This window comes from Caballeronia sp. BR00000012568055, from assembly GCF_029439455.1.
Lineage (GTDB): Bacteria > Pseudomonadota > Gammaproteobacteria > Burkholderiales > Burkholderiaceae > Caballeronia.
The window spans coordinates 13315-37047 of sequence record NZ_JAQFVG010000109.1 but is presented as its reverse complement, the minus strand read 5'-3'; the positions used below and the strand labels follow the sequence as shown (position 1 = coordinate 37047).

The window sequence follows — 23733 nt, the reverse complement described above, 5'->3', positions numbered from 1 at the left end:
CAATTAGCGCGACGCCTGACGCTTTCCCTTGGCAGCAGAAGCGGATGCCGCATTTTTCCGCCGCGTCGCCCAGCCCTTTTTAGCCGATGCAGACCGATCCGCCGCCGATCTCCGGCTCGCCGCCGCATGCCCTTGCCGCGACAACGCCTTGGGTGATGCCGCCCGCGTGCTCTCACGCTTGAGCGCGCGCGTCGAAGCCGCCGAACGCTTGGCCTTCGATTCCGTACTCGGAGACTTTGTCGTACGATGCGCCGCCTTGGTATCCTGCGCGGCCTTCTTGCGCGTCGCCTCGGACGCAGCGCCCTTCTTCGGCGCCTTCAGCTTCACGCCAGCGCGGCGCGCTTCCGACAAGCCAATCGCAATAGCCTGTTTCGCGGATTTCGCGCCATGCTTGCCTTCGCGAATATGGTCGATCTGTTCCTCGACGAACGCGCCCGCCTGAGTACTGGCGGACTTCCCTGCGCGCTTCGCCTTCGACGCGCGCTCGACGGTTTTCTTCTCGGGCATGTCGGTACTCCTTGTCAATTGGAATGCCCGACTGAAGCGAGCAACGCGCGTGCCCGCAAGCACGCCCGTTGCTGTTCGAGATCATTGCGTCAGACGCAGAATCCCGAGGTTGCCCGCGATCTGCTGGAAGATCGCGTTGAGCTGATCGTTGCTCGGCGCGTGATAGTAATTCCCCGGCGACGCGCACGACTGCATCACCTGCGCCGCCACGCCGGTTGCCGCGTCCGAACCGAACGTGATCGTGTAGATGATGATCCCGCTGTTCTTCATCGCCGTGCAGACCGCGAGTTGATACGCGTTGATGTCGGTGACGGATGACATCGAACCGTTCGACAGCGACGTGCCGTCCGAGCGCGTCACGGTCGGCGCTTGCAGCACGTTATTGCCGACGCCCGAGAGACCGTTGAACGAAGGCATCGGCATGATGCCGCTGGCGCTGCCGGGATCGTTCTCGCCGTCCGTCAGCACGATCGCCACGCGTTGCAGCGCCTGCGTGGTTTCGAGTCGCGGCAGGCTGGTATCGGTCGAAATAAAGCCGTTGCCCGAACCCGCCACCGCAATCGACCAGTCCGATGACAACATGCGCCAGCCCCACAGCAGCCCGGTCGGGATGATGGTCGATCCGCCCGCCTTCATGCGCCCGATCGACGCCTGCAAGGTGCTCGTATTCTGCGTGAGGAACGTCGCCGGTTCGATCCCGCACGGGCCGTTGCTCGCGCCGGTCAGATTGGTGTTGCCGTTCTGATAGACCGTGGTGGTCGACGGATTGTTGGTGACCGGCTGCCCCGCCGCGCTCGCGATGGTCGGACCGTTCGGGGTGTTGCACATCGTCAGCGACGCGTTGTTCTGGAACGTCATCGGCACGCCCTTCCAGACGGTCGTGCTCTGCGCCTTGCAGCTCTTGCTGTTGTCGTAGTTGGTGATGGTGAAGCCGGTCTTCGGCACGTTGAAGAAGAACGGCGTGAAGCCCGGCGAACTCTTCGGCGCGTAGGCTTTCGGATACATATTGCCGTTCGCGTCGCGCGGTTCCACCGGACAGCCGTCCCAGCCGGAATCGGTGACGTTCGGGTTCGCCGCCATCGACATATTGGTCGGGTTGTAGGTGAACACCGGGTTCATCCAGCTTCCGCCCGAGTTCAGCACGTTCGAGACGTTGACCATCGTCGTGAACGGCACGAGACCAACGTAGGAATCGTTGCCGGACTGATTGAACAGCGACGTCACGAGGTTGCCCGCCGCCGTGCGCAAGCCCGAAATCTTGGAACCTTGCGATGGATTGCTGCTGTCCGCGTAGTCGGACATCGAACCGGTGTTGTCGAGCACCATCACCAATTCGAGCGTGCTCTTGGGCAGGCGCAGCGCCGAGTTCGACGCGGTCACCGTGCCGACGGTCGGCGAGGTGTTGCCACTGCCCGATCCGCTGCCCGAGCCGGTGCTGCCTGTCCGGAAAATGATCGGCGCAATCAGCGGCATCGAGCCGCTCGCCGACAGCTTCACGGTCTGGCCGGTGGCGGGCGCGCCGCTCACGGTAGCCGTGAAGTTGGCATCGGGCATCGACAAGCCGATATAGCCGGTCGGCATATTGGCGTTGTAGTACGCGCGCGCGTCTTTCTGCCAGTTGGTGAGATCGGTGCCGGTATTGGTGGCGTAATGCGAGAGGTCCGCGCCCGCCGACAAGGTGGCGACGTCGAGCGCCATCTGCATGCGCGCCTGCGTCATCTCATAGTGAATCATGTCGATGGCCGTGCACATCGAACCGATCATCAGGCTCGCGCAGACGGCGAGCACCATTGTGACCGCGCCATCGTCGCCGGCGATCAGCGAGCGGATGCCGTAGCGGGCGCAAGGTGCGTCGGCGCTGATCGGCGCTGTGGCCTTGCGGCGGAATATCGTCGGAAGGGCGCGCATCAGGAGGCCTTGATCAGAAGCGGTTGGCCATCGCGCTGACGCACATAGACGCGCTCGTAAATGGTCATCTGGCCCGGCGGGTTTTTCCAGAACGCCGAGGTCATCGCAAACGGGTTGTAGGTGTAGAACACCTCGACCACGATCGCGGTGTCGCCGCTGCGGAACGGCCACGTGCTCGGCAGAATATTCGATGCGGTTTCCTGCGTCGCCATCGCCGCCGTGTTCCACGGCGCTTTGCGCTGCCACGTGATCATCGGCGTGCCCGCGCCTGCGGACTGCGCGGGTGTGGCGATCGGCGTGGTGCAACTGGTGCTGGCATCGCAGACGGAAGTGATCACCACGCCGCCTTTGGTCGAGAGCGTGCTCGGTGCAGCAAGAATCGCAGCGGCGGCCCAGATTGCGCCGAGATTGTTGGAGTTGTCGGTCGCCGTGGTGTCGATCACCGTCTGCATCTGACCGATCGAATCGGCCAGCGTAAAGGCCGTGCGCTCCAGATTGCTGACCGTACGCATATACATGTAAAGCTCGGTGAAACCGAGCAGCACGAGCATCATCAGCGGCACCACCAGCACGAATTCGATCGCCGCCGCGCCGCGTTGCGAGCGCCACACGCGCGCGAGCAGCCGCGCAGTGAAGCGCGACGCCGGGCGAGACTGAGAGTTGAGCGTGCGCGTCATTTTTCGTTCTGCACGAGATAGTTGCGTGAGAAGGTCAGCGAACTGATGCCGAACAGCTTCTGAATGCCCGAGAAACCGGGAATGGTCACGGCGATGTTGTACGACACGACATCGCCGAAATTGCCCATGTTCGACTGATAGCTGCTGGTGCCGACGTTGCCGTAGCTGCCGTAATTGAGCGTCGAAATGGTGACCGTGCCGCCGATCCTCGTCCACGGCGCGAGATACGCGTTGATGATCGCGCGCGCCTGCGAATCACGCGTGCCGCTGGACGGCGTCGTGGTCGTCAGGCCGACGCGCGAAGCCTGTTGCGCGGCAAGCTGCACCGAGGCATCGACGAACATGTCCAGCGCGATCTCCACCGTGCCGAGCACGAGCAGAAACACCATCGGCCCGAGCAGCGCGAATTCGATCGCGGATACGCCACGCTGGTCGCGGGCAACGCTCGAAAGCAGAGCGGCGGCGCGTTTCATCGCAGGCTCGCAGCCGGATTTCCGGCAGCCACTTTCGACGATGCACCGTCGCTGTTCTTGCCCAGCCGCGCGCGCTGCGCCGCGTAGAAGCGCAGGTTGTCCTGCACCTGCGCCTTCGGCAGATCGCGCGAGAGGATTTCGGCGGCGGCTTCGTCGTTGCCGAGCAGGCCGTAAGCGAGCGCGAGATCCTGACGCGCCTGTGGCGGCGCGGCGGGGAAACGCGTCACGTCGAGCAGCACGTTTGCGCCTTCGCGCGGATCGCCGCCGAGCACCAGCGAGAGGCCGAGATTCACACTCAGCAAAAGATCACCGGGATTGGCTTTGAGCGCCGTGCGCAGCACGCTCTGCGCTTGTGCGTGGTCGCCGCGCAGATCGAGCGCCGCGCCCAGTCCGGCGGATGCCAGCGGATCGTTCGGCGTCGCCGTCAGCACGCGTTGATAGACGGCGATGGCATCGTCGAAACGGCGTTGATGGATCGCCACGCGCGCCTGGCCGATCAGCGGCGCGGTCGCGTTCGGATCTTCCTTCGAGGCGCGCTGGTAATACACATCGGCGCGCGTGAAGTCGCCCACGGCGTAGAGCGTGTTGCCCAGCCCGGTCATGCCCGGCACCGACTTCGGATCGGCCTCGACAATCTTCCCGTACAGCGTGCTGGCGAGATCGAGATTGCCGCCGTCCAGCGCGGTATCGGCGATACGCAGTTCGCTCATAGCGCTGGGCGACGAGTTTTTCAGCACCGGACGCGTTTCGGTGACCTGACGCGTGGTGGTCGTGCACGCGCTGGTGGCGATCACGAGTGCCGCGCCGCACAGCGCGAACGAGAAACGGCGAAGGAGTTCGGTAGTGTTCATTTCGTTGACGTCTGCGCGACGAACGCAAGAAGTTGGATAACGGCCGGGCCGGCCGAAATGGCGACGATCGCGGGAAGGATGAACAGCATCATCGGCACGACCATCTTGGGCGCGAGCTTGGCGGCTTTCTCTTCGAGCGAGACGATATGCGCGAGCCGCTCGGTGCGCGACAGCGTACGCAGCGCCGTGGTGATCGGCGTGCCGTAACGCATCGACTGCGTGAGCGTGGAAATCAGCGCGCGGATCGACGGCAGATCGATACGTTCGGCCAGCGCATTGAGCGCGCGGACACTGTCGCCGGAGAGTTTCAGCTCGTCGGCGGTCAGGGAAAATTCATCGGCGAGCGGCGGGCAGATGCTCTTCATTTCATCGGCGACGCGGCGAATACTCACGCCCAGCGAATTGCCCGCGTTAGTGCAGATGACCAGCAAATCGAGTGCGTCCGGCAGGCAGCCCGCCATCGCCTTGCGGCGGCGCGACGCGCGAAACGCGATCACGTATTCCGGCAGGATCATGCCGACCACGAAGGCCATCAGCATGGCGACGCCGCGCGCGGCCGCGTATTCGCCGATCACCGGCAGATTCGAGCCGAGCATCACGGTCAGTGCCGCGCACAACAAACCCACGCCGAACTTGATGGCGAGCAGAATCGACACCGCGCCCTTGCTGCGATAGCCGCTGCGCACCATCTCTTTCTGCAGCTTCATGCGGTACTTGGCATCGAAAAGCGGAATCTTTTCGCCGATACGCGTCAGACGCCTCAACACACGCCGGCCAATGCGCGAGTCCTCTTCTTCCTCTTCGCCGACCGCGCGCTCTCCGCGATGCGACGACGCCGCCAGCCGCGCCCGCTCCGCGATCCTGCCGCGCTGGCCGCCGTGCTTGGCCGTCCACCAGATGGCGATGCAGGCGAACAGCGCCAGCAGCATCAGCAGATTGACGAGCGTCTGGATGGTTTCTGCGTTCATCGCGAGGTATCCAGTTTCGACATCTTGGTGATGATCACCATGCCGATGGCGATCGAGATCGCGCCGAAGGTCAGCAGCTTGTTGCCCGCTTCGGTGTTGAACAGCACCATCAGATAGTCGTAGTTGGTGAGGTACATCGCGCCCATCACGACCACCGGAATGGCCGCGAGAATCTTGGTCGTGATGCGCGCCTCGCCGGTGAGCGCTTTGGTTTTGAGGCGAATTTCACGACGCGTCCGCACGATGCCCGCGAGGTTTTCCAGCGTTTCGCCAAGCTGACCGCCGGTTTCGCGCTGCAACAGAAGACACACGCAGAAGAACGAAAAGTCAGCGATTTCGATACGTCGCACAGCCACCGCCAACACTTCTTCGAGGTCCAGACCCACTTGCAGCGAGTCGCCCATCAACTTGAATTCGGTGCTCAGCGGTTCCGGGCATTCGGCCGCCGCCGAACTGATGACTTGCGTGACCGGCACGCCCGCACGCACGGCGCGCACGATCAGATCGATCACGTCGGGAAAGCCATCGAGAAAGCGCTTGCGAAAGCGTTCCACCAGCGAGCGATACGCCTGCGTCAGCGCAAACAGCGGCAGGCCGATCATCAGCAAGGGCGTGGCGAACTCCGGCAGAGGCATGAAATGCACCATCAACAGCGCGACGATTTCACCCGCGACCGCCGCGCCGATCACGATCTTCATCCCGTGCGTGGACGCCACCGTGCGCAGCCGCGTGATCTTCGGTCCGAGCCAGCGCGACGCGACGTTTTCCTTCTTGTTGAGCTTGAACAGATCGCTCTCGCGCACGCCCGCTTCCACCGAACGCACCGGCATCGCTGTAAACGATTCCTGCATGCGCGTGCGGATGCGCGCATCCGGCTGATTGCTGCGCATGTCCTGCACGATGATGAACATGATCCCCGCAAGCAGCATGCAGAGGAACGCGCCGGCCGTGACGAGATTGACGATGTTCATGGCGTCATGGCCTCGAGCAGCGCGTTTTCCAGGCCGTAATACGCCGCGCGTGCCGAGAAAGCCGGACGCACCGCCGCCGATTCATACGCGCCCTTCACTTCTTCGCTATAGGCGCTGGCGTCGTATTTGAAGGCGAACAAATCCTGCGTGATGATGACGTCGCCTTCCATGCCGACCAGTTCGGTGATACGCGTGACACGGCGCATACCGTCGCGCATCCGTTCGATCTGCACGATCATATGCACGGCGCTGGCGATCTGACGGCGGATCGACAGCAGCGGCAGGTTGCCGTTGGCCATCATCACCATCGATTCGAGACGGGTGATACCGTCGCGCGGCGTGTTCGCGTGGATGGTGGTCATCGAACCGTCGTGGCCGGTGTTCATGGCCTGCAACACGTCGAAGGCTTCGGGACCGCGCGTTTCACCGAGGATGATGCGGTCGGGGCGCATCCGCAGCGCGTTTCGCACGAGATCGCGCTGCGCCACCGCGCCGAGACCTTCGGCGTTTTCCGGACGCGTTTCCAAGCTTACGACGTGCGGCTGCACGAGCTGCAATTCGGCCGCATCTTCGATCGTCACCGTGCGTTCGCCCAGACCGATAAAGTGCGACAGCGCGTTGAGCAGCGTGGTCTTGCCCGAACCCGTACCGCCCGACACGATGATATTCAAACGGCACGTGCTGGCCAGCTTCAGCACATTCGCCATGGCCTGCGACATGTTGCCTTGCGTCGCCATGCGGTGCAGCGTGATATTTCGCTTGGAGAACTTACGAATCGAGATCGATGCACCGTGAATCGCCAGCGGCGGCAGCACTACGTTGACCCGGCTGCCGTCTTGCAGACGCGCATCGACCATCGGGCTGCTTTCATCGACACGGCGGCCCACGCCTGCGGCAATCCGCTGCGCCACGTTGATCACATGCGCGTTATCGCGGAATTTGCAGTTGGTCAGTTCGAGCCGCCCGTGACGTTCCACGTAGACCTGATCGGGACCGTTCACCAGCACGTCGGTGATGGTTTCATCGGCGAGCAAGGGTTCGATGGGGCCTAAGCCGAACATATCGTTCAGCAGTTCGGCCACGATCTGCGCCTGCTCCGCCAGCGTGATATTGAGGCGCTCGCGCTCGGTCACTTCGAGCACGAGTTGTTCGACGGCGGGCTTCATCTGCTCGCGCGTCTTGCCGACCGCCGCGGAGGCGTTCATCGACGCGAACACGCCGCTGCGCACCACGCGAAACAGGTCGGAGCGCACCAGCGAGTCGTTGGCATCCGCAGGCGCCTGGCGTGCGGGCGCAGGCGCGGGTGCGGCGGCGGGCGCGGCAGGCGCGGGCGCGGCTTTCGGCGCGGCTTGTGCGTTGGCGGGATTGGCGGAATCAGCCGGCTCGATGAACGAGGGCTTGGTACTCGCGACCTGTTTCTGTCCGAACATCACTTCCTCTTGAGCTTGAGCTTTTGGAAGAACGAACGTTCCGCCGCCAGATGCTGGCCGGTCAGGTCGCTCGCAATGCGCGAGACGGCCTGATTGAAACCGTTCGCCGCGCGTTCGGCCGGCGCTTCACCGAGGTTTTCAGCGGTGGCGAGCGCCTTCTGTTCGAACTGCACTTCATGCAGCGCCGTACGTCCGACCGCCGACATCAGATCGTCGGGCGCAACCTTGCCCGAGACAGCGGCGTTCGGATTGTTGATCAGCAGCGAAGTCTGCGGATTGTTGTCGCGATCTTCGATAAAACGCAGCAGGCGGATGGTCTCGCGCGTCGCGTGCACCGAGCGGTCTGACACCAGATAGGCGCGCGAGGCGTGATTGAAGGCTTCCTGCGCGAGCGCATCGGCGGGATCGGCGACATCGAGAATCACGTAGTGGAAGCTGTCGCACAGCAGTTCGATCACGCGGGCCAGCGCGCCCGGCTGAAACTCGCGCGCCGCACCGTAGTCCAGTTCCGACGACAGCACGAACAGACGGCTGCCCTTCGAAACCAGCGTGCGCTCGACGAATTGCGGGTCCAGACGGTGCGTGTTCTGCAGCACGTCGCTGAGACCGTTATTGCTTTGCAGGCCGAGCATGCTGTTGGCCGCGCCGCCGTACAGATTCAGATCGACATAAGCCACACGCCGATGGGTATCGTCGGCCAAATGGCGGGCGAGATTGAGCGCCAGCGTGGTCACGCCGACACCGCCGCGCGTACCCGCAAACGCGATGGTCTTGCCCGCGCGCGCCAGCGATACCTGATTGATCTTGCCTTCGGTAACGTTGACGGTGCGCTTGAGCAGTTCGACCGTGAGCGGCTTCACCAGATAGTCGCGCAAACCCAGCTTGAGCAAACTGCGGAATAGGCCCACGTCGTTACGCTCGCCGAGCGCCACCACCTGAACCGACGGCTCGCACACTTCGGCCAGACGGCTCAGGTCGGACAGCGGCATCACCGAGTTCTGCAGATCGACCAGCAAGAACAGCGGCGAACGCTCGATCTTCGACAGATACGCGATTGCATCGTCGATACTGCCGACCGCGACGTGCGCGTGCGGCATCGCCTGTTCGAGCACGAAGGTCTTGAGAACCTGCTCGGTCTGGCGATCGGACACGAACGCGATAAAGTCGGCCGCGCGCGCTCCGGTCTTGGGTTTGCTGAAGCTGAGTGTGCTCATGGTTTCATTCTTCCTGGCGCGTCGGTGTGCGCGTCACTTCGAGTTGCGCGACGACGACGTGTCGAGCGGGATGATGCGACCGTTCTCGTAGCGATTGACCGCGCTCGCCGCCACGGCTGCATCGGCGGGACCGAGCGTTTGCGGATGAACGATGTCTTCGGGACGCGCGAGTTGCGCCGCCAGATTCGTGTACGTGGCGCAGCCCCATTGCATGGCCGGACGGTGCACGCCTGCATCGGTCAGCAAGGACGAGCGCGACAGTTCGGCGCAGTCGGGCGGCAGCGCGTGCTTGCCGTCGTAATCGATCACGGTCTCGTTGGGCATGTTGCGCGGCGGCTTGAAGCAGCCGCTGCCTGCCATGGCGAACGCGAGCGCGGTGAAGATCGTGAGGAGTCGGATAGGGTTCATGGCGTGAATGGCGTGACGCTCGCTCTCAATAAACGTAACCGGCTGCACCGAGCAGGCGCGGCTGGCTGGCCTGCGGCGCGGCTTGTGCGGCTTGCGGCGATTCCATACCGGACCTACGGCGGAAGCTGTATTCCACATCGCTGCTGGGCGAGATCAGCGAGTCGATCGGCGAGCGCAGCTTGGACGGATCGGTCGGCTCGACGATATACGGCGTCACCATGATCACGAGTTCGGTCTTGTTGTTCTGGTAGTTCGACGACGAGAACAGCTTGCCGAGGATCGGAATGGACCCCACGCCCGGCACCTGCGAAATGATGTCCTGCGTATTGCTCTGCAGAAGGCCGGCAATGGCGAAGCTCTGTCCGCTGCCGAGTTCGACGGTGGTATCGGCGCGGCGCACCGACAGACCCGGCACCGTGATGCCGTTGGTCGTGACGCTGGCGGTGGTATCGATCTGGCTGACTTCCGGACGCACCTTCAGGCTGATCCGATGTTCATCGAGCACGGTCGGGGTGAAATCCAGCTTGACGCCGAATTGCTTGAAGTCCACGGAAATCGCGCCGTTCACCTGCGAAACCGGAATCGGGAACTCACCGCCCGCGAGGAAACTCGCGGTCTGGCCCGACAGCGCGACCAGATTCGGCTCGGCCAATACGGTCAGCAATCCTTCCTGATTCAGCGCGTCGATCATCGCGCGGATATCGACGTTATTGGTCTTGAACGCGCCGAACAGCGAGAACGCATTGTTGCTCGGCAGATTCACCGGATACGACACCGAACCCGTGGCGCTGGTGATCGGCTGATTCAGGTTGTAGATCGAGCGGCCGCTGTAGATGCCGCCGAAGAAGTTGCCCGCCGCATTGCCGAGCGACTGCCAGTTGATGCCGAGCTGCTGCGTAACGTTGCGGTCCACTTCGGTGATCCGCACGCGCAGTTGAACCTGCACCGGACGATCCACCGTCATGCGGTTGATCAGCACTTCCTTCTCCGCCAGATAAGGCGTGACGGCCTGGACAACGTTGTCGGCATCCAGCGAATTGTGAACCTGACCGGTCAGTTGCAGCGAACCTTGCGCGGTCGTGGCCTGCACGTCCATGCCGGGAAAACGCGCGTTGAGCATGCTTTGCAGCGCAACCATATCGCGCGATACCACCACCGTGCGTTGCAGAATGGTGCGGTTGTTCGCGCCGAGCACGTAGAGCGTGGTCGTGCCGGTCTTCTTGCCCAGCACGAACACGGCTTTCGACGACGGCACCTGCACATCGGCGATGGCCGGATCGGCGACGAAAACGGAAGTGGCGTCTTCATTCAGTTGCAGCAGCGTGCCCTTGCCTGCATCGAGTGAAAGCGGGCCTTGGCCTTGCATGCCGCCGGGCAGCGGCGAAGACGTGCCGGGGCGATTCGCCGCCGGATAACGCACGGCAGGCGACGCGCCGGGAACATGCGCCTGCGCAAGCTGCATGGCGGGCGCGGCATTGTTCGATGCGAGCGTGCCGAGCGCGGGAACGGTCGGGATCGGCGGAATGTCGGATTGCGCGGCGAACGCGGGCACGCCCGCGAACAACGCCAGGCACGCGACGGCGAGCGCGACGCGCGTAGCGTCGATGCGGCTCGGGCTGGACTGCGTTTTCATGAATGCTTCCCTGGCTTGATATGTCGGGATCGGGGTCGGCGTCGTCATGGCTGTCTTCAGCGCTGATTGGCGACGGCGGGCAGCGGCGGCGCGCCTTCCGTATTGCCGGCGACCTGAGTGGCGCTCGAACCGTCCGACTTCTCCGATCCGCGATAAATCATCACGGCGCGCGCGGCGGGCGCGTTCGTCGTGGTGCTGGATGTGGCGGCCACGGCGGCTTTCTGCGAACGCGGCAGCGCACGGGCGGCGCGCGAGATATCGCCGGCCCAGATGGGCGTGCGTTCGTCCACGGCGGTTTGCGTCGCGCCGGATGCGGCGGGAGCGCGGGAGGCGGTAGCGAAGCTGCGCAGCGCCAGCGACAGGCTGCCCAAACGCGCGGCCACGGCCACCACTTCGCCCATGCGCGGCGTGACTTCCAGCGTCACGGTGCGGGCGCGGCTCATCGATTCGGGCAGTTCGCCCTGATTGTTTTTCGGGCGGCTGATTTCGGAACCAACCGCGAGCACGCGCACATGCTCAACCACCGTTTCGCTCGATACGGCGAGGTCCGGGGAATCGGTGCGGCGGTCCATTTGCTGCGTGAGCAGCAGATCGACATAGTCGCCCGGCTGGATCAGGCCTGCGTTGCCGGAGACATCGTCCACCGCGACGGACACGGCGCGCATCTCGGGCTTGAGCGTGGCGGCGAGGAAGCCCGGCGCGTTCGGCAGAATCACATCGTCGGCGACCAGCACCGCGCCGCTTGCCACCGGATGGCGCAGCAACGCGCCCTTCAATTGAGCGGCGTTCGGCGCGCCCATCACGATGGCGTTGGCCGGAACATCGGTAACCGGCACGGCTTTCCACGCGAGATCTTCTTCGCGCAGCAACAGCCCTTGCGGCAGATCGGCCGTGCTCACCTGCACCTTTTGCGTCGTGACGGCGGCGGCTTCGGCCGGACGCGTGGCATTAGCGACGACCACACGCACGATCAGCGCGATCAGGATGGCGCCAACCAGCAGCACCGCAAATTTGATGATGTTGGACATAGGGACGCCGTCCTATCGCGTCGAGAGCAAAGGAATGAGTGCAGGCAGCACGATGACGGCACCGCCGCCGAGCGCCAGCGCCACGCCGTAGGGCACGCCACGTGCGCCGGAGAACATCGCGATCGCGCGCACGGGATGAGCGTGTGCGGCCGGATTCATGTTGCGCGTGGCCAGACTGATCAGCGACACCACGGTCCCGATCACGGAAATAAGCGTGAGAGCCGGCAGCGACAAACTCAGGCCGACCCACAGAAAAATGACAGCCGCGAGCTTCGCGTCGCCACCGCCGAGCATCTTCGCCGCGAACAACACGGCGCAAAACAAAAACACACCGAGCGCGAGTAACAGATGGATAAGCACATCGTCGATCGAGAGACCGATCAGAAACGCGTCGGCAAAAAACAATGCACCGATCGTGAGGACGATCCCGGTCGGGAGACGCCGCGTACGAACGTCGATAATCGCGAGCCAGAGCAGCACGCACAAAACGACGAGACGAATGACGAGTGACAGGATCAGCACGATGGTGGTATCGATAAATCGGGTGGAAAGCGAGATTCGGACATCACGCCCGAATCCCACGTGTGCTTCTTTACTTGTTCGTCTGCGCCGTGGTGACTTGCGTGAACAAGTTCGAGAACATGGTGCTGATGCTGCTCTTGAACGTTGCTGCCATGCCGCCCAGAGCGATCACGACGATGCCTGCCAAGACTGCATATTCCATCGCGCTGACGCCGCGTTCGTCGCGGACGAATGCCTTCATGAAGTTGCGCATTTTTAGCTTCCTTAAAACTGAGTTGAGGTAGGTGTGGGCCCGATAAAAAGGGGTACCGGGCAAGACACATCGTAGCCAAACGTCTACGAAATAACTTCGCCATTTAGAGGGGAAAAAGGGCCTCAATTCGCCGTTTTAAAGGCAAGAAAAATGACCGCTATCGGCAGCGGCGAGCAAAACTTTATAGAGAGAGAATTTGCTTTTTGAGCGAATGACGCCGGTTTGAAACGGCTGGATGTTGTTTTGCGCGTCGGCTAAGACTTGACGGAAAACGTTTGCGTTGCCTTAAGTGCCTTCAACCGGCTGGAGCGGTTGATTCTGGCTGCTTCTTTGCAGCTTCTTGCCTGGCTTGGCGTGGTTTTTGATCCACACGGCACGGCTTAATAGATATTTTGCCTAAGTTTGCCTAAGCGCGACCTAAGCGCGAAGCTCAACGAGTGCCTCAAGCTTACACGGCGTTCCGCGTATTTGTCACGCACTTTGCAGTGTTTGCAAAGATTTTGTTTAGGCGCGCAAGCTTTAGCGTTTGCGTTGCCTTGACATGCAAGCTTTAGACGCTTAACAAATAATCTATCGATGCGATCGGCATGCATTATCGTCTTTAGGCGAGAAAATAGGCAAGTCGATTTCTTTAGCGCTTTTTATTTATGAATGCGACACCCTCTTCTATTGACTTCTCTGCGCCTTCCGACGTTGTCGCGCAAAATCTGATCGGCGCGATCCTTACGGTCGATGGCGTCGGCGGCCGCATTGTCGAGGCCGAAGCGTATGACCGCGAAGATCCGGCGTCGCACAGCTTCTCCGGACCCACGCCGCGCAATCAGGTGATGTTCGGGCCGCCTGCTTATGCTTATGTGTATCGCTCGTACGGCATTCACTGGTGCCTCAACTTCGTGTGCCGTGAAGCGGGACATGGCGCGGGAGTGCTGATTCGCGCGCTCGAACCGCTTACCGGTCTCGATGTCATGCGGCAGCGGCGTGGACTCGAACCGTTGAAACTGCTTTGCTCAGGACCGGGGCGATTGGCTCAGGCTTTGGACATCACGCACAAGAACAATGGAATGTCTTTGCTCGAGGCGCCGTTTGTTATTGAAGCGCCTGAGCGTCAGTTTGATATCGTGAGCGGACCGCGAATCGGCATTACTAAAGCGGTTGATGTCCCTTGGCGGTTCGGGCTTGCCGGGTCCAAATTTCTTAGCAAGCCCTTTGCCGCTTAGTTGCCGCTTAGTCTTTTCTATTCGGCAGGACGCAGCTTCTTCACTTCTTCATCGGACGGCTGCACGCTCGCGCCATCGACATAACGGAACGATGTCATCACGCCCTTGCCGTCCTTTAGCGCAGTCGTGCCGACATAAGCGCCCATCGTCGATTGATTGTCCTGCTTGCGGTAGACGATCGGACCAAAGGGCGTGTCCACGCTCAGGCCTTTGAATGCGGCGGCGAGTTTGTCGGGATCGGCGGAACCGGCTTTCTTGAGGCCGTTGGCAATCGACATCATGGCCGAATAGCCGACCACCGAACCAAGACGCGGATAGTCGTGATACTTCGCTTCATACGCGGCGACGAATTGCTTGTTGGCGGCGGTGTCGATCGAATACCACGGATAGCCCGTCACGATCCAGCCTACCGGTGCTTCCGCGCCGAGCGGGTCGAGATAGTCCGGCTCGCCCGTCAGCAAGGAGACCACCGAGCGATCCTTGAACAAGCCACGCGTGTTGCCTTCGCGTACGAACTTGCCGAGATCGCCGCTAAAGAGCACGTTGAAGATGGCGTCGGGTTTGGCATCGGCAAGTGCTTGAGTGACTGCGCCTGCATCGATGTTATTCAAAGGCGTGGCTTGCTCGGCTACGAATTCGACATCGGGTTGCGCGGCTTTGAGAAGACGCTTGAACGTCGCTACTGCGGACTGACCATATTCGTAGTTCGGATACACCAAAGCCCAGCGCTTTTTCTTGAGCTTAGCGGCTTCAGGCACGAGCATGGCAACCTGCATATAAGTCGATGGCCTTAAGCGATACGTATATTTATTGCCGTCTTGCCAAACGATCTTATCGGTCAAAGGCTCAGCTGCCAAAAAGAAAATACGCCGTTGCTTAGCGTAGTCGGCAAGCGCTAAGCCGGTATTGGATAAATAACCGCCGAATAAAAGCTTCACTTGCTCGCGCGTGACCAGCTCCTGCGCCACGCGCACGGTATCGCCCGGATTGCCGTTGTCATCGCGCGATACTACTTCCAGCTTATTGCCGTTGATGCCGCCCGCCGCATTGATCTGATCCAGCGCGAGATTCCAGCCGTTCTTGTACGGCGTAAGAAACGCGGGCACGACCTTATAGCTATTGATCTCGCCGATCTTGATGGTGTCGGCATGCGCGGCGAAGCTCAGGCTCGCGGCGATAGCGGTCAGAGTGAGGCGCAAGCCTGCACGGTGAGTCATTTAAAGCGCTCCTTTACGAAAGATTCATACGCCGAGATAGTCGCGCCGTGCAGCTTCGTCATGCGCGAGTTCGTTCATTGTGCCTGTATGACGGATTTGCCCTTTTTCCAGCACATAAACGCGGTCGCTCACGCGCTCCGCGAAGTGCAGATTCTGTTCGGATAATACGATCGACACGCCCTCGCGCTTGAGTTCGAGAATCATCTCCGCCATCTGCTCGACGATCACCGGCGCCACGCCTTCCGATGGTTCATCCAGCAGCACTACGCGCGGATTGCCCATCAGCGTGCGCGCTACAGTGAGCATTTGTTGTTCGCCGCCGCTCATGCGGCTCGCGCGCCGGTCACGCATTTCGCCAAGGTTTGGAAATACGCGAAAGAGTTTTTCCGGCGTCCAAAGCGGTGCGCCTTCACGCGGCGCTTGCCGGCCGGTGTCGAGATTTTCCATTACGGTAAGGTCGCCGAATACGCGGCGATCTTCCGGTACATAACCCAAACCTTTTCGTGCGATTCGATGCGCGGGCCACGCGCTGATCTCGTCGCCCATAAACGTGACGCTTCCCGACTTGTGCGCGAGCAGACCCATGATCGCTTTCATGGTCGTCGATTTGCCTGCGCCGTTGCGGCCCATCAAAGCGATTACTTCGCCTTGCGCGACTTCGAAACTGACATCGAAAAGAATATGGGCGCGGCCATAAAACGCATTCAGCGATTGCACGCTTAGCAGAGGATTCATCGAACGCCTCCGAGATAGACTTCGCGCACGCGCGCATCGTTACGGATGGTCTCGGCATTGCCTTGCGCAATCAAACGGCCCCGCGCCAAAACGATCAATCGATCCGCATAGCCGAACACCACGTCCATGCTGTGCTCCGTAAAGAGCACGCCGATTTTTTGGTCTTTAGCAAGGCGCGCGGTCAGCGCCATTAAAGCGTTGCGTTCTTCCGGCGCCATGCCTGCGGTCGGCTCATCCATCAACAAAAGCTTAGGGCGATTGGCAAGCGCAATGGCCAATTCGACGCGCTTGACATCGCCATAAGCCAGCACGGCGCAACTGCGATGCGCATGCTCCGCCATGCCAACGAGTTCAAGCAAGGCAAGCGCCTCTTCCTTACGCCATGAGTCGATCCGGCCTAAGAAATTAAAGACGCGGCGCTCAAAGGAAAGCAAAGCCATCTGCACGTTTTCAAGCACCGTCATTGAATTGAAGGTGGCCGCGATCTGAAACGTGCGGCCTACGCCCGCGCGCCAGATATCGCGCGGACGCTTGCCGGCGAGTTCTTGATCGTCGAAACGAATAGAACCGGACGTCGGCTTCAATTGTCCGTTGATCATGTTGAAGCAGGTCGATTTACCCGCGCCGTTCGGTCCGATCAATGCAAGCAGTTCACCCGCTTCAAGGCTAAAGGACACGTCATCGACCGCTTTGACGCCGTCGAACGATTTCGATAAGGCTTCGATACGCAGCAGCGTCATTGCGCCTCCGCGAATCGATCGCGCACGAAGCCTGCAATACCTTGAGGAAATGCAACGACCAGCACAAGAATGATTGCGCCCAAGAGCGCTTGCCAGTAATCGGTCTGACGTGCGACGGTGTCTTGCAGCCAAGTAAAGACAGCCGCACCAACGATCGGACCAGTCAGTGTTTGAATGCCGCCTAGCAGGACCATTACCAGACCATCGACGGAGCGGCCGACGCTGATCACTTCAGGCGATATATTGCCTTTGGAGAATGCGTAAAGCGAACCCGCCAATCCACATACAAGCGATGCCGCGATAAACGCGACCCACTGCACGCGCGCTACGTTCAAGCCGATCGCTTCTGCACGCAAAGGAGAATCGCGGCCTGCGCGCATGGCAAGTCCTAAAGGCGCAAATAACATGCGGCGCAAGACCCAGACGCCGAAGATCGTTGCGATCAGCGTCAGATAATAAAACGCCACCGGCGATGCAAGCCATGCAGCAGGCCATAAACCGAGAATGCCGTTACTGCCGCCCGTCACTGCATCCCATTGATAAACGACGGTCCATACGATCTGCGCAAACGCGAGTGTGAGCATCGCCAGATAGACGCCCGATAAGCGCACGGAGAACCAGCCAAACACTAACGCGCCTAAGCCTGCGATAAGCGGTCCCAACACGAGCGCCGCTTCCATCGGCAAGGCAAGCGCCTTAAGAAAAAGCGCTGCGCCGTAAGCGCCTAAGCCGAAATAAGCGGCATGGCCAAACGAATGCATGCCGCCCGGTCCCATGATGAAATGCAGACTCGCCGCGAACAATACGGCGATCATGATTTCGACCAGGAGCACGGGCATATACGGAAAGGCATCCGCCGCTAAAGGCGCAAGCGCAAGCACGATCACCACGATCGACATAGCAAGCTTTGCATTGCGCGAGAAAGGACGCAAAGGCCGATCCGCAGGCGCAGCCGTACGCACGATGGCTTGCGCGCGCCCGAATAAGCCCCAGGGCCGCAACACGAGCACCACGGCCATCACCACGAACTCCGCGACCAGCGTGAATTTCGACAAGGAAAAGTCGATGCCGAACACCGACACATGACCAATGCCGATACACATCGCCTTGATTTCCGCGATCAGCAATGCAGCGACAAACGCGCCCGGAATCGAACCCATGCCGCCAACCACGACGACAACGAACGCATTGCCAATGGTATCGAGATCGAGCGAAAGATTCGCCGACATGCGCGGCACCTGCAACGCGCCGCCGAGTCCCGCGAGAAACGCGCCGACGAAGAACACGCCGGTAAAGAGCCACGCCTGATTGACGCCTAGCGCGCCGAGCATTTTACGGTCGGCACTGGCCGCGCGCACCAGCGTGCCCCAGCGGGTGCGCGTCAACGCATACCAAAGCGCAAGCAGCACGACAGGACCGATGGCGATAAGCACAAGATCGTATGCAGGCAGCGCGTGACCAAGCAATTGCACCGCGCCCGCCAGATGCGGCGCACGCGGGCCGAACAGATCTTCCGGTCCCCAAAGATAAAGCGCGCCGTCACGGAAAATCAAAACCAGCGCAAATGTGGCAAGCAGATGAAACAACTCGGGCGCGCGATAAATCCGCCTCAAGATGCTGAATTCCACTAAAGCGCCTAGCGCGCCGATCACTAAAGCCGCTGCTAAGACCGAGCACCAGAAGCCCGCGACGCTCGCGCCGAAGCGGCTCGTCAGGCTATACGCAACGTACACGCCGAGCATATAAAGCGACCCGTGCGCGAAATTGACGATGCGCGTCACGCCAAAGATAAGCGACAAACCCGACGCGACGAGAAAGAGCGCGCAGGCATCGGCTAAGCCGTTGACGAGTTGAACGAGAAGATTGGCGAGCATGGCAGGCATTGGGCGTTCGAGCCGACATTATCGGTGATTAGCGCGCACAGCTTCGCCGCGCGCAAAAATAACCGCTGGAAAACACGGCTTGACGGCGTTATTGGCTCGTATATGCTCACCAAGGGCATCATGCGTGCCCATCAAATTCAATCTCGCCAAACGAGTGCAATCGTGAAAGTCCAAAGCCCTATGGCTAAGCAGAGCAAGTCGCGCTCTGACGCCAATCGCTGCGGCAAGATCGCTTTCAGTCGCCGCTTCCTGTCGAACGTCGTCATTCTGTCGCGCCGTTGCGTGCGACGCCGCAACGCCATCGCTGCACGCGCGTTTATCGCCGTGGATTGCGTCGGCGCGGCTTCATTGCTGCCGTAGCGCCTCTTTCCTTTCTTAGCGAATCATTTACGCGCGCTTAAGCGGTTTAAGCCTGCGCGTTGACTTTTTGCGCCTAAGCGATCCGTCGCTTAGGCCGTGGCTAAACACGCCCTAAAGAAACGAGAGAACGATATGGAACGCATCGACGAATTTCTGCGAAAACATCGCATCACCGAGATCGAAGCGATCATCCCCGATATGGCCGGCACGGCGCGCGGCAAGATCATTCCGCGCAGCAAGTTCGAGTCGGGCGAATCGATGCGGCTGCCGCAAGCGGTGATGATTCAAACCGTCACCGGCGATTACCCCGAAGACACCATCACCGGCGTCACCGATCCCGATATGGTCTGCGTACCCGATGCATCGACCATACGGCTCATTCCGTGGGCCACGGACCCGACCGCGCAGGTCATACACGACTGCGTGCATTTCGATGGCACGCCCGTGGCCATTTCACCGCGACGCGTGCTGCGCGAAGTGCTTCAGAAATATGCGGCCAAAGGCTGGCGTCCGGTTGTCGCGCCTGAACTCGAATTCTTTCTGGTGGATGTCAATCGTGATCCTGACTTGCCTTTGCAGCCGCCCGTAGGCAGAACGGGACGCGCTGAAACCGGCCGTCAAGCCTATTCGATCGATGCAGTCAACGAGTTCGACCCGCTCTTCGAAGACATCTATGAATATTGCGAAGTGCAGGAGCTGGAAGTCGATACGCTGATTCACGAAGTCGGCGCAGCGCAAATGGAAATCAACTTTCTGCACGGCGATCCCTTGAATCTTGCAGACCGCGTGTTTCTGTTCAAGCGCACCGTGCGCGAAGCTGCGTTGCGCCACAAGATGTACGCGACCTTTATGGCCAAGCCGATGGAGAACGAACCCGGCTCTGCCATGCACGTGCATCAAAGCGTGGTGGATGAAGAAAGCGGACGCAATCTCTTTAGCAATCGCGATGGCGAACCGACCGGGTTGTTCTATAGCTATATCGCTGGCTTGCAGAAATACACGCCTGCGTTGATGCCGATCTTCGCGCCTTATATCAACTCCTATCGGCGCTTGTCGCGCTTTATGGCCGCGCCGATCAACGTGCAATGGGGCTATGACAATCGCACGGTCGGCTTTCGCGTGCCGTATGCGTCACCGGCTGCGCGACGTATCGAAAATCGTATTCCGGGCGTGGACTGCAATCCTTATCTGGCGATTGCCGCGACGCTAGCCGCAGGCTATCTCGGCATGACGCAGCACCTCGAACCCACTGAGCCGCTTGCAAGCGATGGTTATCGCCTGCCCTTTCAATTGCCGCGCAATCTCGACGAAGGTTTGAGTTTGATGGGCGCATGCGAACCGATTGCGGACATGCTTGGCGAAAAATTCGTGCGCGCTTATCTGGCGCTAAAGGAAACCGAATATCAGGCGTTCTTTCGCGTCATCAGTTCGTGGGAACGCAAGCATTTGCTATTGCACGTCTAAGAGCGGAGACAAGATCATGAATGACCGATTCGATTCGACATCGCATTATCGCGCGCTGGATGCTGCGCATCATCTTCATCCGTTTTCGGATATGGCCGCGCTTAATCGCGCAGGCAGCCGTGTCATTGCCAAGGCGCAAGGCGTATATCTTTTGGATACCGAAGGAACTCGTCTGATCGATGGCATGGCGGGCTTGTGGTGCGTCAACGTTGGCTATGGACGACGCGAACTTGCCGATGCAGCTTTCGCGCAGATGCAGGAATTGCCCTACTACAACACGTTCTTCAAGACGACGCATCCGCCTGTGGTGGAGTTATCTTCGCTGCTCGCGCAGCTCACGCCGTTCAAGCGCTTTCTTTATTGCAATAGCGGATCGGAAGCGAACGATACGGCTTTGCGCGTCGTGCATCGCTATTGGGCGACGCAAGGCAAGGCGCAGAAACACTATGTGATCGCGCGGAAAAATGCGTATCACGGTTCGACTATTGCAGGCGCGACGCTGGGCGGCATGAGTTATATGCACGAGCAGATGCCCTCGAAAGTCGAGCATATCGTGCATATCGATCAGCCTTACTGGTATGGCGAAGGCGGATCGATGGATGAAGCGGGCTTTGGGCTTGAACGCGCAAGGCAACTCGAAGCGAAGATTATCGAGCTAGGCGCGGAAAATGTGGCCGCGTTTATCGGTGAGCCTTTTCAGGGCGCGGGCGGCGTGATCTTTCCGCCATCGACTTATTGGGCTGAAATCGAACGCATCTGCCGCAAGCATAATGTGCTGCTGATAGCGGATGAAGTGATCGGCGGATTTGGCCGCACGGGAGAATGGTTCGCGCATCAGCACTTCGGCTTCAAGCCGGACGTCATGACGATGGCTAAGGGTTTGACCAGCGGTTATGTGCCGATGGGCGCGGTCGGTCTGTCAGATGCCATTGCCGATGCGATTAGCGAAGGCGGCGAATTCAATCACGGCTTTACGTATTCAGGGCATCCGGTTGCGGCTGCCGTCGCGATTGCTAACCTAAAGCTCTTGAGAGACGAAGGCATCGTCGAGCACGTAAAGCGCGATTCTGGGCCTTATTTCCAAGCGCGTTTAAGGGCAGCGCTTAGCGATCATCCGATCGTCGGTGAAATCGCGGGCGTGGGACTTGTCGCCGGCATTCAACTCGCGCAAGACCCGGCTATACGCAAACGCTTTGACAACGCCGACGATATCGGCACGCTATGCCGCGATTTCTGCTTCGACGATGGTCTCGTCATGCGTGCAAGCCATGATCGTATGTTGCTATCGCCGCCGCTTATCATCACGCATGCGGAAATCGACGAGATGGTGACTAAAGCCAAAGCCGCAATCGATGCCACTGCACGCACGCTCAAGCTTATTTAGTCCTGCTCGCAAAGTATTCCGCCGCCATGAGCCTGAAGGCCGTGACGGCGGGATTATCCTGATCCACACGCCATGCCATGCTCATTTCCGCTTGCACAGTATTGCGCGCGATGAGCCTGAATTCGACGTTGTCATAGTGAAATCGCTGCGACGAAAACGGCAGAATGCCTACGCCCAAACCCGCGCGCACGAGCGAAAGGATAGTGGGCGTCTGATCGATATATTGCGTGAAATTCGGTTTGACTTCGGCCGTCGTGAACATGCCCATGATGCGCTCGTAAAAGTATTTACCGTGCGTGGGCGAGTGCATGATGAAGGGCTGATCGTGAAGCTGCTTAAGCTCGATTTGCTTGAATTCGCAAAGCTCATGACCTGCGGGAAGCGCGACGATTAAAGGCTCTTTATCGACCAATAAAAATTCGAGTTGCTGGCGCGAAGGCAATGGCCTTAAGAAACCAAGGTCGATTGCATTCGCTTCAAAGGCCTCGATTTGCGCGACAGAAACAAGTTCGAGCAAGACCACGTCGATTTCTGGCAGCGCATGCTTAGCGGCCATCAAAAGCTCGGGAATCAATTCATAGCCCGCTGCGCCGGTAAAGCCGAGTCTTACGCGGCCGGTCTTGCCTTTGCTAGCGCGACGCACCGTGCTTTCCGCTTGCTCCGCGATATTGAGCAGACGCGAGGCATCCGCAAGAAAGGCGCGGCCTTCCGTCGTCAGCTTGACGGTGCGGCCGATGCGTTCGAATAGCTTGACGCCGAGGTTTTCTTCCAGCAGATGAATCTGCCTTGAAAGCGGCGGCTGCGTCATATTGAGCAGCGCCGCCGCACGACGGAAATTCAATTCCGTCGCAGCGGCAACGAAGCAACGCACTTGTCCGAGATCGAGCATTCGTAATCGACGTAGTCGTCGTAAGCGAGGGTGCCGATCATTATATGTTCGAGCCGGAACGTTTCGATTTACGTCGTCAGACTGCCTTCGGGACGTTGCCCTGCAATGCCTTGCGCAAGGCTCGCCAGCACCATCTCGCCCATTGCCGTGCGCGACTCCACCGTCGCGCTTGCGCGATGCGCCTGCACCACGACGTTATCCATGCGCAGCAGCGCTTCAGGCACATTGGGTTCATCGACGAAAACGTCCAGACCTGCGCCCGCGATTACGCCACCTTGCAGCGCTTCGACCAGATCACCCTCGACCACGAGCTTGCCGCGCGCGATATTGATGAGATAACCGCCCTTGCCTAAAGCATCGAGCACGGCTGAGTTGATGATGCCTTTAGCTTTATCTGCTGCTGCGGCCAATACGAGAATATCGCTTTCGCGAGCAAGCGAAAGCAAATCCGGCACGAAGCGATGATCGAGATCGTTCATCTCGACGACATCGGTGTAAGCGATCGGGCAGCCGAATGCCGCTGCGCGCTGCGCAATCGCGCGCCCCACTTTCCCCATTCCGACAATACCGACGCGCTTGCCGCTAAAGCGACGCGACAAAGGAATTGCGCTTGGGCTAGGGTTGGTCACCCACTTGCCAGTCTTAACGAAATCATTGCCCGGCACGATCTCGCGCAGCACGGTGATGATAAGACCGATAGCCAGATCGGCCACATCTTCGGTCAACGCGCCAAACGTCGCGGTAACGGGCAAACCGCGTGAACGCGCGAAATTCAGATCGACGGCATCGGTGCCAACGCCATTGACGGCGATCACCTTAAGCGCTGGCAAACGATCGATCATGTCGTTGGAAATGCCCGTATGACCGCCGGTAATCACGCCCTGAATCGATGCGCCATGCTCGCGGATATACGCATCCTTATCGTCCTGTTCGAACAAGCGATGCACGGTGTACAGCGCATTCAATTTCTCGTTGATGGCCGGGACGAGGATCGGATTCAG

Annotated in this window: 24 protein-coding genes; 4 read left to right on the top strand and 20 right to left on the bottom strand. The window is 60.2% G+C overall.

The annotated features are described in order from the left end of the window. Positions 1–3: 3 nt before the first annotated feature. The 14 genes from P7F28_RS06735 to P7F28_RS06670 all read right to left on the bottom strand — a co-directional run bounded on the left by P7F28_RS06735 (position 4) and on the right by P7F28_RS06670 (position 12843). A complete protein-coding gene (locus tag P7F28_RS06735; RefSeq protein ID WP_277183722.1) occupies positions 4–507 on the bottom strand; it encodes a DUF6496 domain-containing protein in 504 nt (167 codons plus the stop codon). A gap of 81 nt (positions 508–588) precedes the next feature. After that, the gene (locus P7F28_RS06730; protein ID WP_277183721.1) at positions 589–2415 is read right to left on the bottom strand and encodes a VWA domain-containing protein; all 1827 of its coding nucleotides are present in this window, start codon (positions 2413–2415) and stop codon (positions 589–591) included. After that, positions 2415–3092, bottom strand: coding sequence for a TadE/TadG family type IV pilus assembly protein (locus P7F28_RS06725; RefSeq protein WP_277183720.1), 678 nt, complete (start codon positions 3090–3092; stop codon positions 2415–2417). Before P7F28_RS06725 ends, P7F28_RS06730 begins: the two co-directional genes overlap by 1 nt. Further along, positions 3089–3565: a TadE/TadG family type IV pilus assembly protein gene (locus P7F28_RS06720; RefSeq protein WP_277183719.1), complete on the bottom strand. Its 477-nt coding sequence runs from the start codon at positions 3563–3565 to the stop codon at positions 3089–3091. The genes P7F28_RS06725 and P7F28_RS06720 overlap by 4 nt, the downstream gene beginning before the upstream one ends. Continuing rightward, complete coding sequence (locus P7F28_RS06715; protein WP_277183718.1) at positions 3562–4416, bottom strand: tetratricopeptide repeat protein; 855 nt, start codon at positions 4414–4416, stop codon at positions 3562–3564. Before P7F28_RS06715 ends, P7F28_RS06720 begins: the two co-directional genes overlap by 4 nt. Then, positions 4413–5384: a type II secretion system F family protein gene (locus tag P7F28_RS06710; RefSeq protein ID WP_277183717.1), complete on the bottom strand. Its 972-nt coding sequence runs from the start codon at positions 5382–5384 to the stop codon at positions 4413–4415. Before P7F28_RS06710 ends, P7F28_RS06715 begins: the two co-directional genes overlap by 4 nt. After that, positions 5381–6355: a type II secretion system F family protein gene (locus P7F28_RS06705; protein ID WP_277183716.1), complete on the bottom strand. Its 975-nt coding sequence runs from the start codon at positions 6353–6355 to the stop codon at positions 5381–5383. Before P7F28_RS06705 ends, P7F28_RS06710 begins: the two co-directional genes overlap by 4 nt. After that, positions 6352–7785 carry a CpaF family protein gene (locus tag P7F28_RS06700; protein WP_277183715.1) on the bottom strand — a complete coding sequence of 478 codons (1434 nt, stop codon included), beginning with the start codon at positions 7783–7785 and terminating at the stop codon, positions 6352–6354. Before P7F28_RS06700 ends, P7F28_RS06705 begins: the two co-directional genes overlap by 4 nt. Further along, a complete protein-coding gene (locus P7F28_RS06695; RefSeq protein ID WP_277183714.1) occupies positions 7785–8999 on the bottom strand; it encodes an AAA family ATPase in 1215 nt (404 codons plus the stop codon). Before P7F28_RS06695 ends, P7F28_RS06700 begins: the two co-directional genes overlap by 1 nt. 33 nt (positions 9000–9032) lie before the next feature. Next, on the bottom strand, positions 9033–9407 hold the full coding sequence (locus tag P7F28_RS06690; RefSeq protein ID WP_277183713.1) for a CpaD family pilus assembly lipoprotein: 375 nt from the start codon (positions 9405–9407) through the stop codon (positions 9033–9035). Positions 9408–9432: 25 nt separating this feature from the next. Continuing rightward, positions 9433–11040 (bottom strand): type II and III secretion system protein family protein, encoded by a 1608-nt coding sequence (locus tag P7F28_RS06685; RefSeq protein ID WP_277183712.1) that lies wholly within the window; start codon positions 11038–11040, stop codon positions 9433–9435. 56 nt (positions 11041–11096) lie between these two features. Continuing rightward, on the bottom strand, positions 11097–12068 hold the full coding sequence (gene cpaB, locus P7F28_RS06680; protein WP_277183711.1) for a Flp pilus assembly protein CpaB: 972 nt from the start codon (positions 12066–12068) through the stop codon (positions 11097–11099). Between the two features lie 12 nt (positions 12069–12080). Further along, positions 12081–12650 carry a prepilin peptidase gene (locus P7F28_RS06675; protein ID WP_277183710.1) on the bottom strand — a complete coding sequence of 190 codons (570 nt, stop codon included), beginning with the start codon at positions 12648–12650 and terminating at the stop codon, positions 12081–12083. Between the two features lie 10 nt (positions 12651–12660). Beyond that, the gene (locus P7F28_RS06670; protein WP_277183709.1) at positions 12661–12843 is read right to left on the bottom strand and encodes a Flp family type IVb pilin; all 183 of its coding nucleotides are present in this window, start codon (positions 12841–12843) and stop codon (positions 12661–12663) included. Between the two features lie 647 nt (positions 12844–13490). Here P7F28_RS06670 and P7F28_RS06665 point away from each other — a divergent pair. Further along, positions 13491–14060 (top strand): DNA-3-methyladenine glycosylase, encoded by a 570-nt coding sequence (locus tag P7F28_RS06665; protein WP_277183708.1) that lies wholly within the window; start codon positions 13491–13493, stop codon positions 14058–14060. 17 nt (positions 14061–14077) lie between these two features. Here P7F28_RS06665 and P7F28_RS06660 read toward each other — a convergent pair whose 3' ends face one another. The 4 genes from P7F28_RS06660 to P7F28_RS06645 are packed head-to-tail and all read right to left on the bottom strand — an operon-like array spanning position 14078 to position 18626. Next, on the bottom strand, positions 14078–15277 hold the full coding sequence (locus P7F28_RS06660; RefSeq protein WP_277183706.1) for an ABC transporter substrate-binding protein: 1200 nt from the start codon (positions 15275–15277) through the stop codon (positions 14078–14080). Between the two features lie 24 nt (positions 15278–15301). Continuing rightward, entirely contained in the window at positions 15302–16012 is a 711-nt protein-coding gene (locus tag P7F28_RS06655; protein ID WP_277183705.1) for an ABC transporter ATP-binding protein, read from the bottom strand. Next, positions 16009–16752 (bottom strand): ABC transporter ATP-binding protein, encoded by a 744-nt coding sequence (locus tag P7F28_RS06650; protein ID WP_277183704.1) that lies wholly within the window; start codon positions 16750–16752, stop codon positions 16009–16011. The genes P7F28_RS06655 and P7F28_RS06650 overlap by 4 nt, the downstream gene beginning before the upstream one ends. After that, positions 16749–18626: an ABC transporter permease gene (locus tag P7F28_RS06645; protein ID WP_277183703.1), complete on the bottom strand. Its 1878-nt coding sequence runs from the start codon at positions 18624–18626 to the stop codon at positions 16749–16751. The genes P7F28_RS06650 and P7F28_RS06645 overlap by 4 nt, the downstream gene beginning before the upstream one ends. On the opposite strand from P7F28_RS06645, the gene P7F28_RS33935 reads away from it, so the two are divergent. The 3 genes from P7F28_RS33935 to P7F28_RS06630 all read left to right on the top strand — a co-directional run bounded on the left by P7F28_RS33935 (position 18603) and on the right by P7F28_RS06630 (position 21843). Beyond that, positions 18603–18995: a hypothetical protein gene (locus P7F28_RS33935; protein WP_370467248.1), complete on the top strand. Its 393-nt coding sequence runs from the start codon at positions 18603–18605 to the stop codon at positions 18993–18995. The genes P7F28_RS06645 and P7F28_RS33935 overlap by 24 nt on opposite strands. 132 nt (positions 18996–19127) lie before the next feature. After that, on the top strand, positions 19128–20459 hold the full coding sequence (locus P7F28_RS06635) for a glutamine synthetase family protein (RefSeq protein WP_277183702.1): 1332 nt from the start codon (positions 19128–19130) through the stop codon (positions 20457–20459). A 16-nt stretch (positions 20460–20475) separates the two neighbouring features. Next, positions 20476–21843 carry an aspartate aminotransferase family protein gene (locus tag P7F28_RS06630; RefSeq protein WP_277183701.1) on the top strand — a complete coding sequence of 456 codons (1368 nt, stop codon included), beginning with the start codon at positions 20476–20478 and terminating at the stop codon, positions 21841–21843. On the opposite strand, the gene P7F28_RS06625 is transcribed toward P7F28_RS06630, so the two are convergent. Both P7F28_RS06625 and P7F28_RS06620 read right to left on the bottom strand, forming a co-directional pair. Next, a complete protein-coding gene (locus P7F28_RS06625; protein WP_277183700.1) occupies positions 21836–22732 on the bottom strand; it encodes a LysR substrate-binding domain-containing protein in 897 nt (298 codons plus the stop codon). The two genes, P7F28_RS06630 and P7F28_RS06625, sit on opposite strands and share 8 nt — an antisense overlap. 68 nt (positions 22733–22800) lie before the next feature. Further along, on the bottom strand, positions 22801–23733 hold a 933-nt coding region (locus tag P7F28_RS06620; RefSeq protein ID WP_277183699.1), incomplete at its 5' end, for a 2-hydroxyacid dehydrogenase.

Excerpts from the sequence above, each read along its gene's own strand:
- P7F28_RS06670 (WP_277183709.1), bottom strand. The coding sequence starts at position 12,843 with ATGCGCAACTTCATGAAGGCATTCGTCCGCGACGAACGCGGCGTCAGC.
- P7F28_RS06715 (WP_277183718.1), bottom strand. The coding sequence starts at position 4,416 with ATGAACACTACCGAACTCCTTCGCCGTTTCTCGTTCGCGCTGTGCGGC.
- P7F28_RS06705 (WP_277183716.1), bottom strand. The coding sequence starts at position 6,355 with ATGAACATCGTCAATCTCGTCACGGCCGGCGCGTTCCTCTGCATGCTG.
- P7F28_RS06660 (WP_277183706.1), bottom strand. The coding sequence starts at position 15,277 with ATGACTCACCGTGCAGGCTTGCGCCTCACTCTGACCGCTATCGCCGCG.
- P7F28_RS06690 (WP_277183713.1), bottom strand. The coding sequence starts at position 9,407 with ATGAACCCTATCCGACTCCTCACGATCTTCACCGCGCTCGCGTTCGCC.
- P7F28_RS06635 (WP_277183702.1), top strand. The coding sequence starts at position 19,128 with ATGGAACGCATCGACGAATTTCTGCGAAAACATCGCATCACCGAGATC.
- P7F28_RS06655 (WP_277183705.1), bottom strand. The coding sequence starts at position 16,012 with ATGAATCCTCTGCTAAGCGTGCAATCGCTGAATGCGTTTTATGGCCGC.
- P7F28_RS06730 (WP_277183721.1), bottom strand. The coding sequence starts at position 2,415 with ATGCGCGCCCTTCCGACGATATTCCGCCGCAAGGCCACAGCGCCGATC.
- P7F28_RS06720 (WP_277183719.1), bottom strand. The coding sequence starts at position 3,565 with ATGAAACGCGCCGCCGCTCTGCTTTCGAGCGTTGCCCGCGACCAGCGT.
- P7F28_RS06645 (WP_277183703.1), bottom strand. The coding sequence starts at position 18,626 with ATGCTCGCCAATCTTCTCGTTCAACTCGTCAACGGCTTAGCCGATGCC.
- P7F28_RS06685 (WP_277183712.1), bottom strand. The coding sequence starts at position 11,040 with ATGAAAACGCAGTCCAGCCCGAGCCGCATCGACGCTACGCGCGTCGCG.
- P7F28_RS06735 (WP_277183722.1), bottom strand. The coding sequence starts at position 507 with ATGCCCGAGAAGAAAACCGTCGAGCGCGCGTCGAAGGCGAAGCGCGCA.
- P7F28_RS06725 (WP_277183720.1), bottom strand. The coding sequence starts at position 3,092 with ATGACGCGCACGCTCAACTCTCAGTCTCGCCCGGCGTCGCGCTTCACT.
- P7F28_RS06650 (WP_277183704.1), bottom strand. The coding sequence starts at position 16,752 with ATGACGCTGCTGCGTATCGAAGCCTTATCGAAATCGTTCGACGGCGTC.
- P7F28_RS06665 (WP_277183708.1), top strand. The coding sequence starts at position 13,491 with ATGAATGCGACACCCTCTTCTATTGACTTCTCTGCGCCTTCCGACGTT.
- P7F28_RS06710 (WP_277183717.1), bottom strand. The coding sequence starts at position 5,384 with ATGAACGCAGAAACCATCCAGACGCTCGTCAATCTGCTGATGCTGCTG.
- cpaB (WP_277183711.1), bottom strand. The coding sequence starts at position 12,068 with ATGTCCAACATCATCAAATTTGCGGTGCTGCTGGTTGGCGCCATCCTG.
- P7F28_RS06630 (WP_277183701.1), top strand. The coding sequence starts at position 20,476 with ATGAATGACCGATTCGATTCGACATCGCATTATCGCGCGCTGGATGCT.
- P7F28_RS06625 (WP_277183700.1), bottom strand. The coding sequence starts at position 22,732 with ATGCTCGATCTCGGACAAGTGCGTTGCTTCGTTGCCGCTGCGACGGAA.
- P7F28_RS06700 (WP_277183715.1), bottom strand. The coding sequence starts at position 7,785 with ATGTTCGGACAGAAACAGGTCGCGAGTACCAAGCCCTCGTTCATCGAG.
- P7F28_RS06695 (WP_277183714.1), bottom strand. The coding sequence starts at position 8,999 with ATGAGCACACTCAGCTTCAGCAAACCCAAGACCGGAGCGCGCGCGGCC.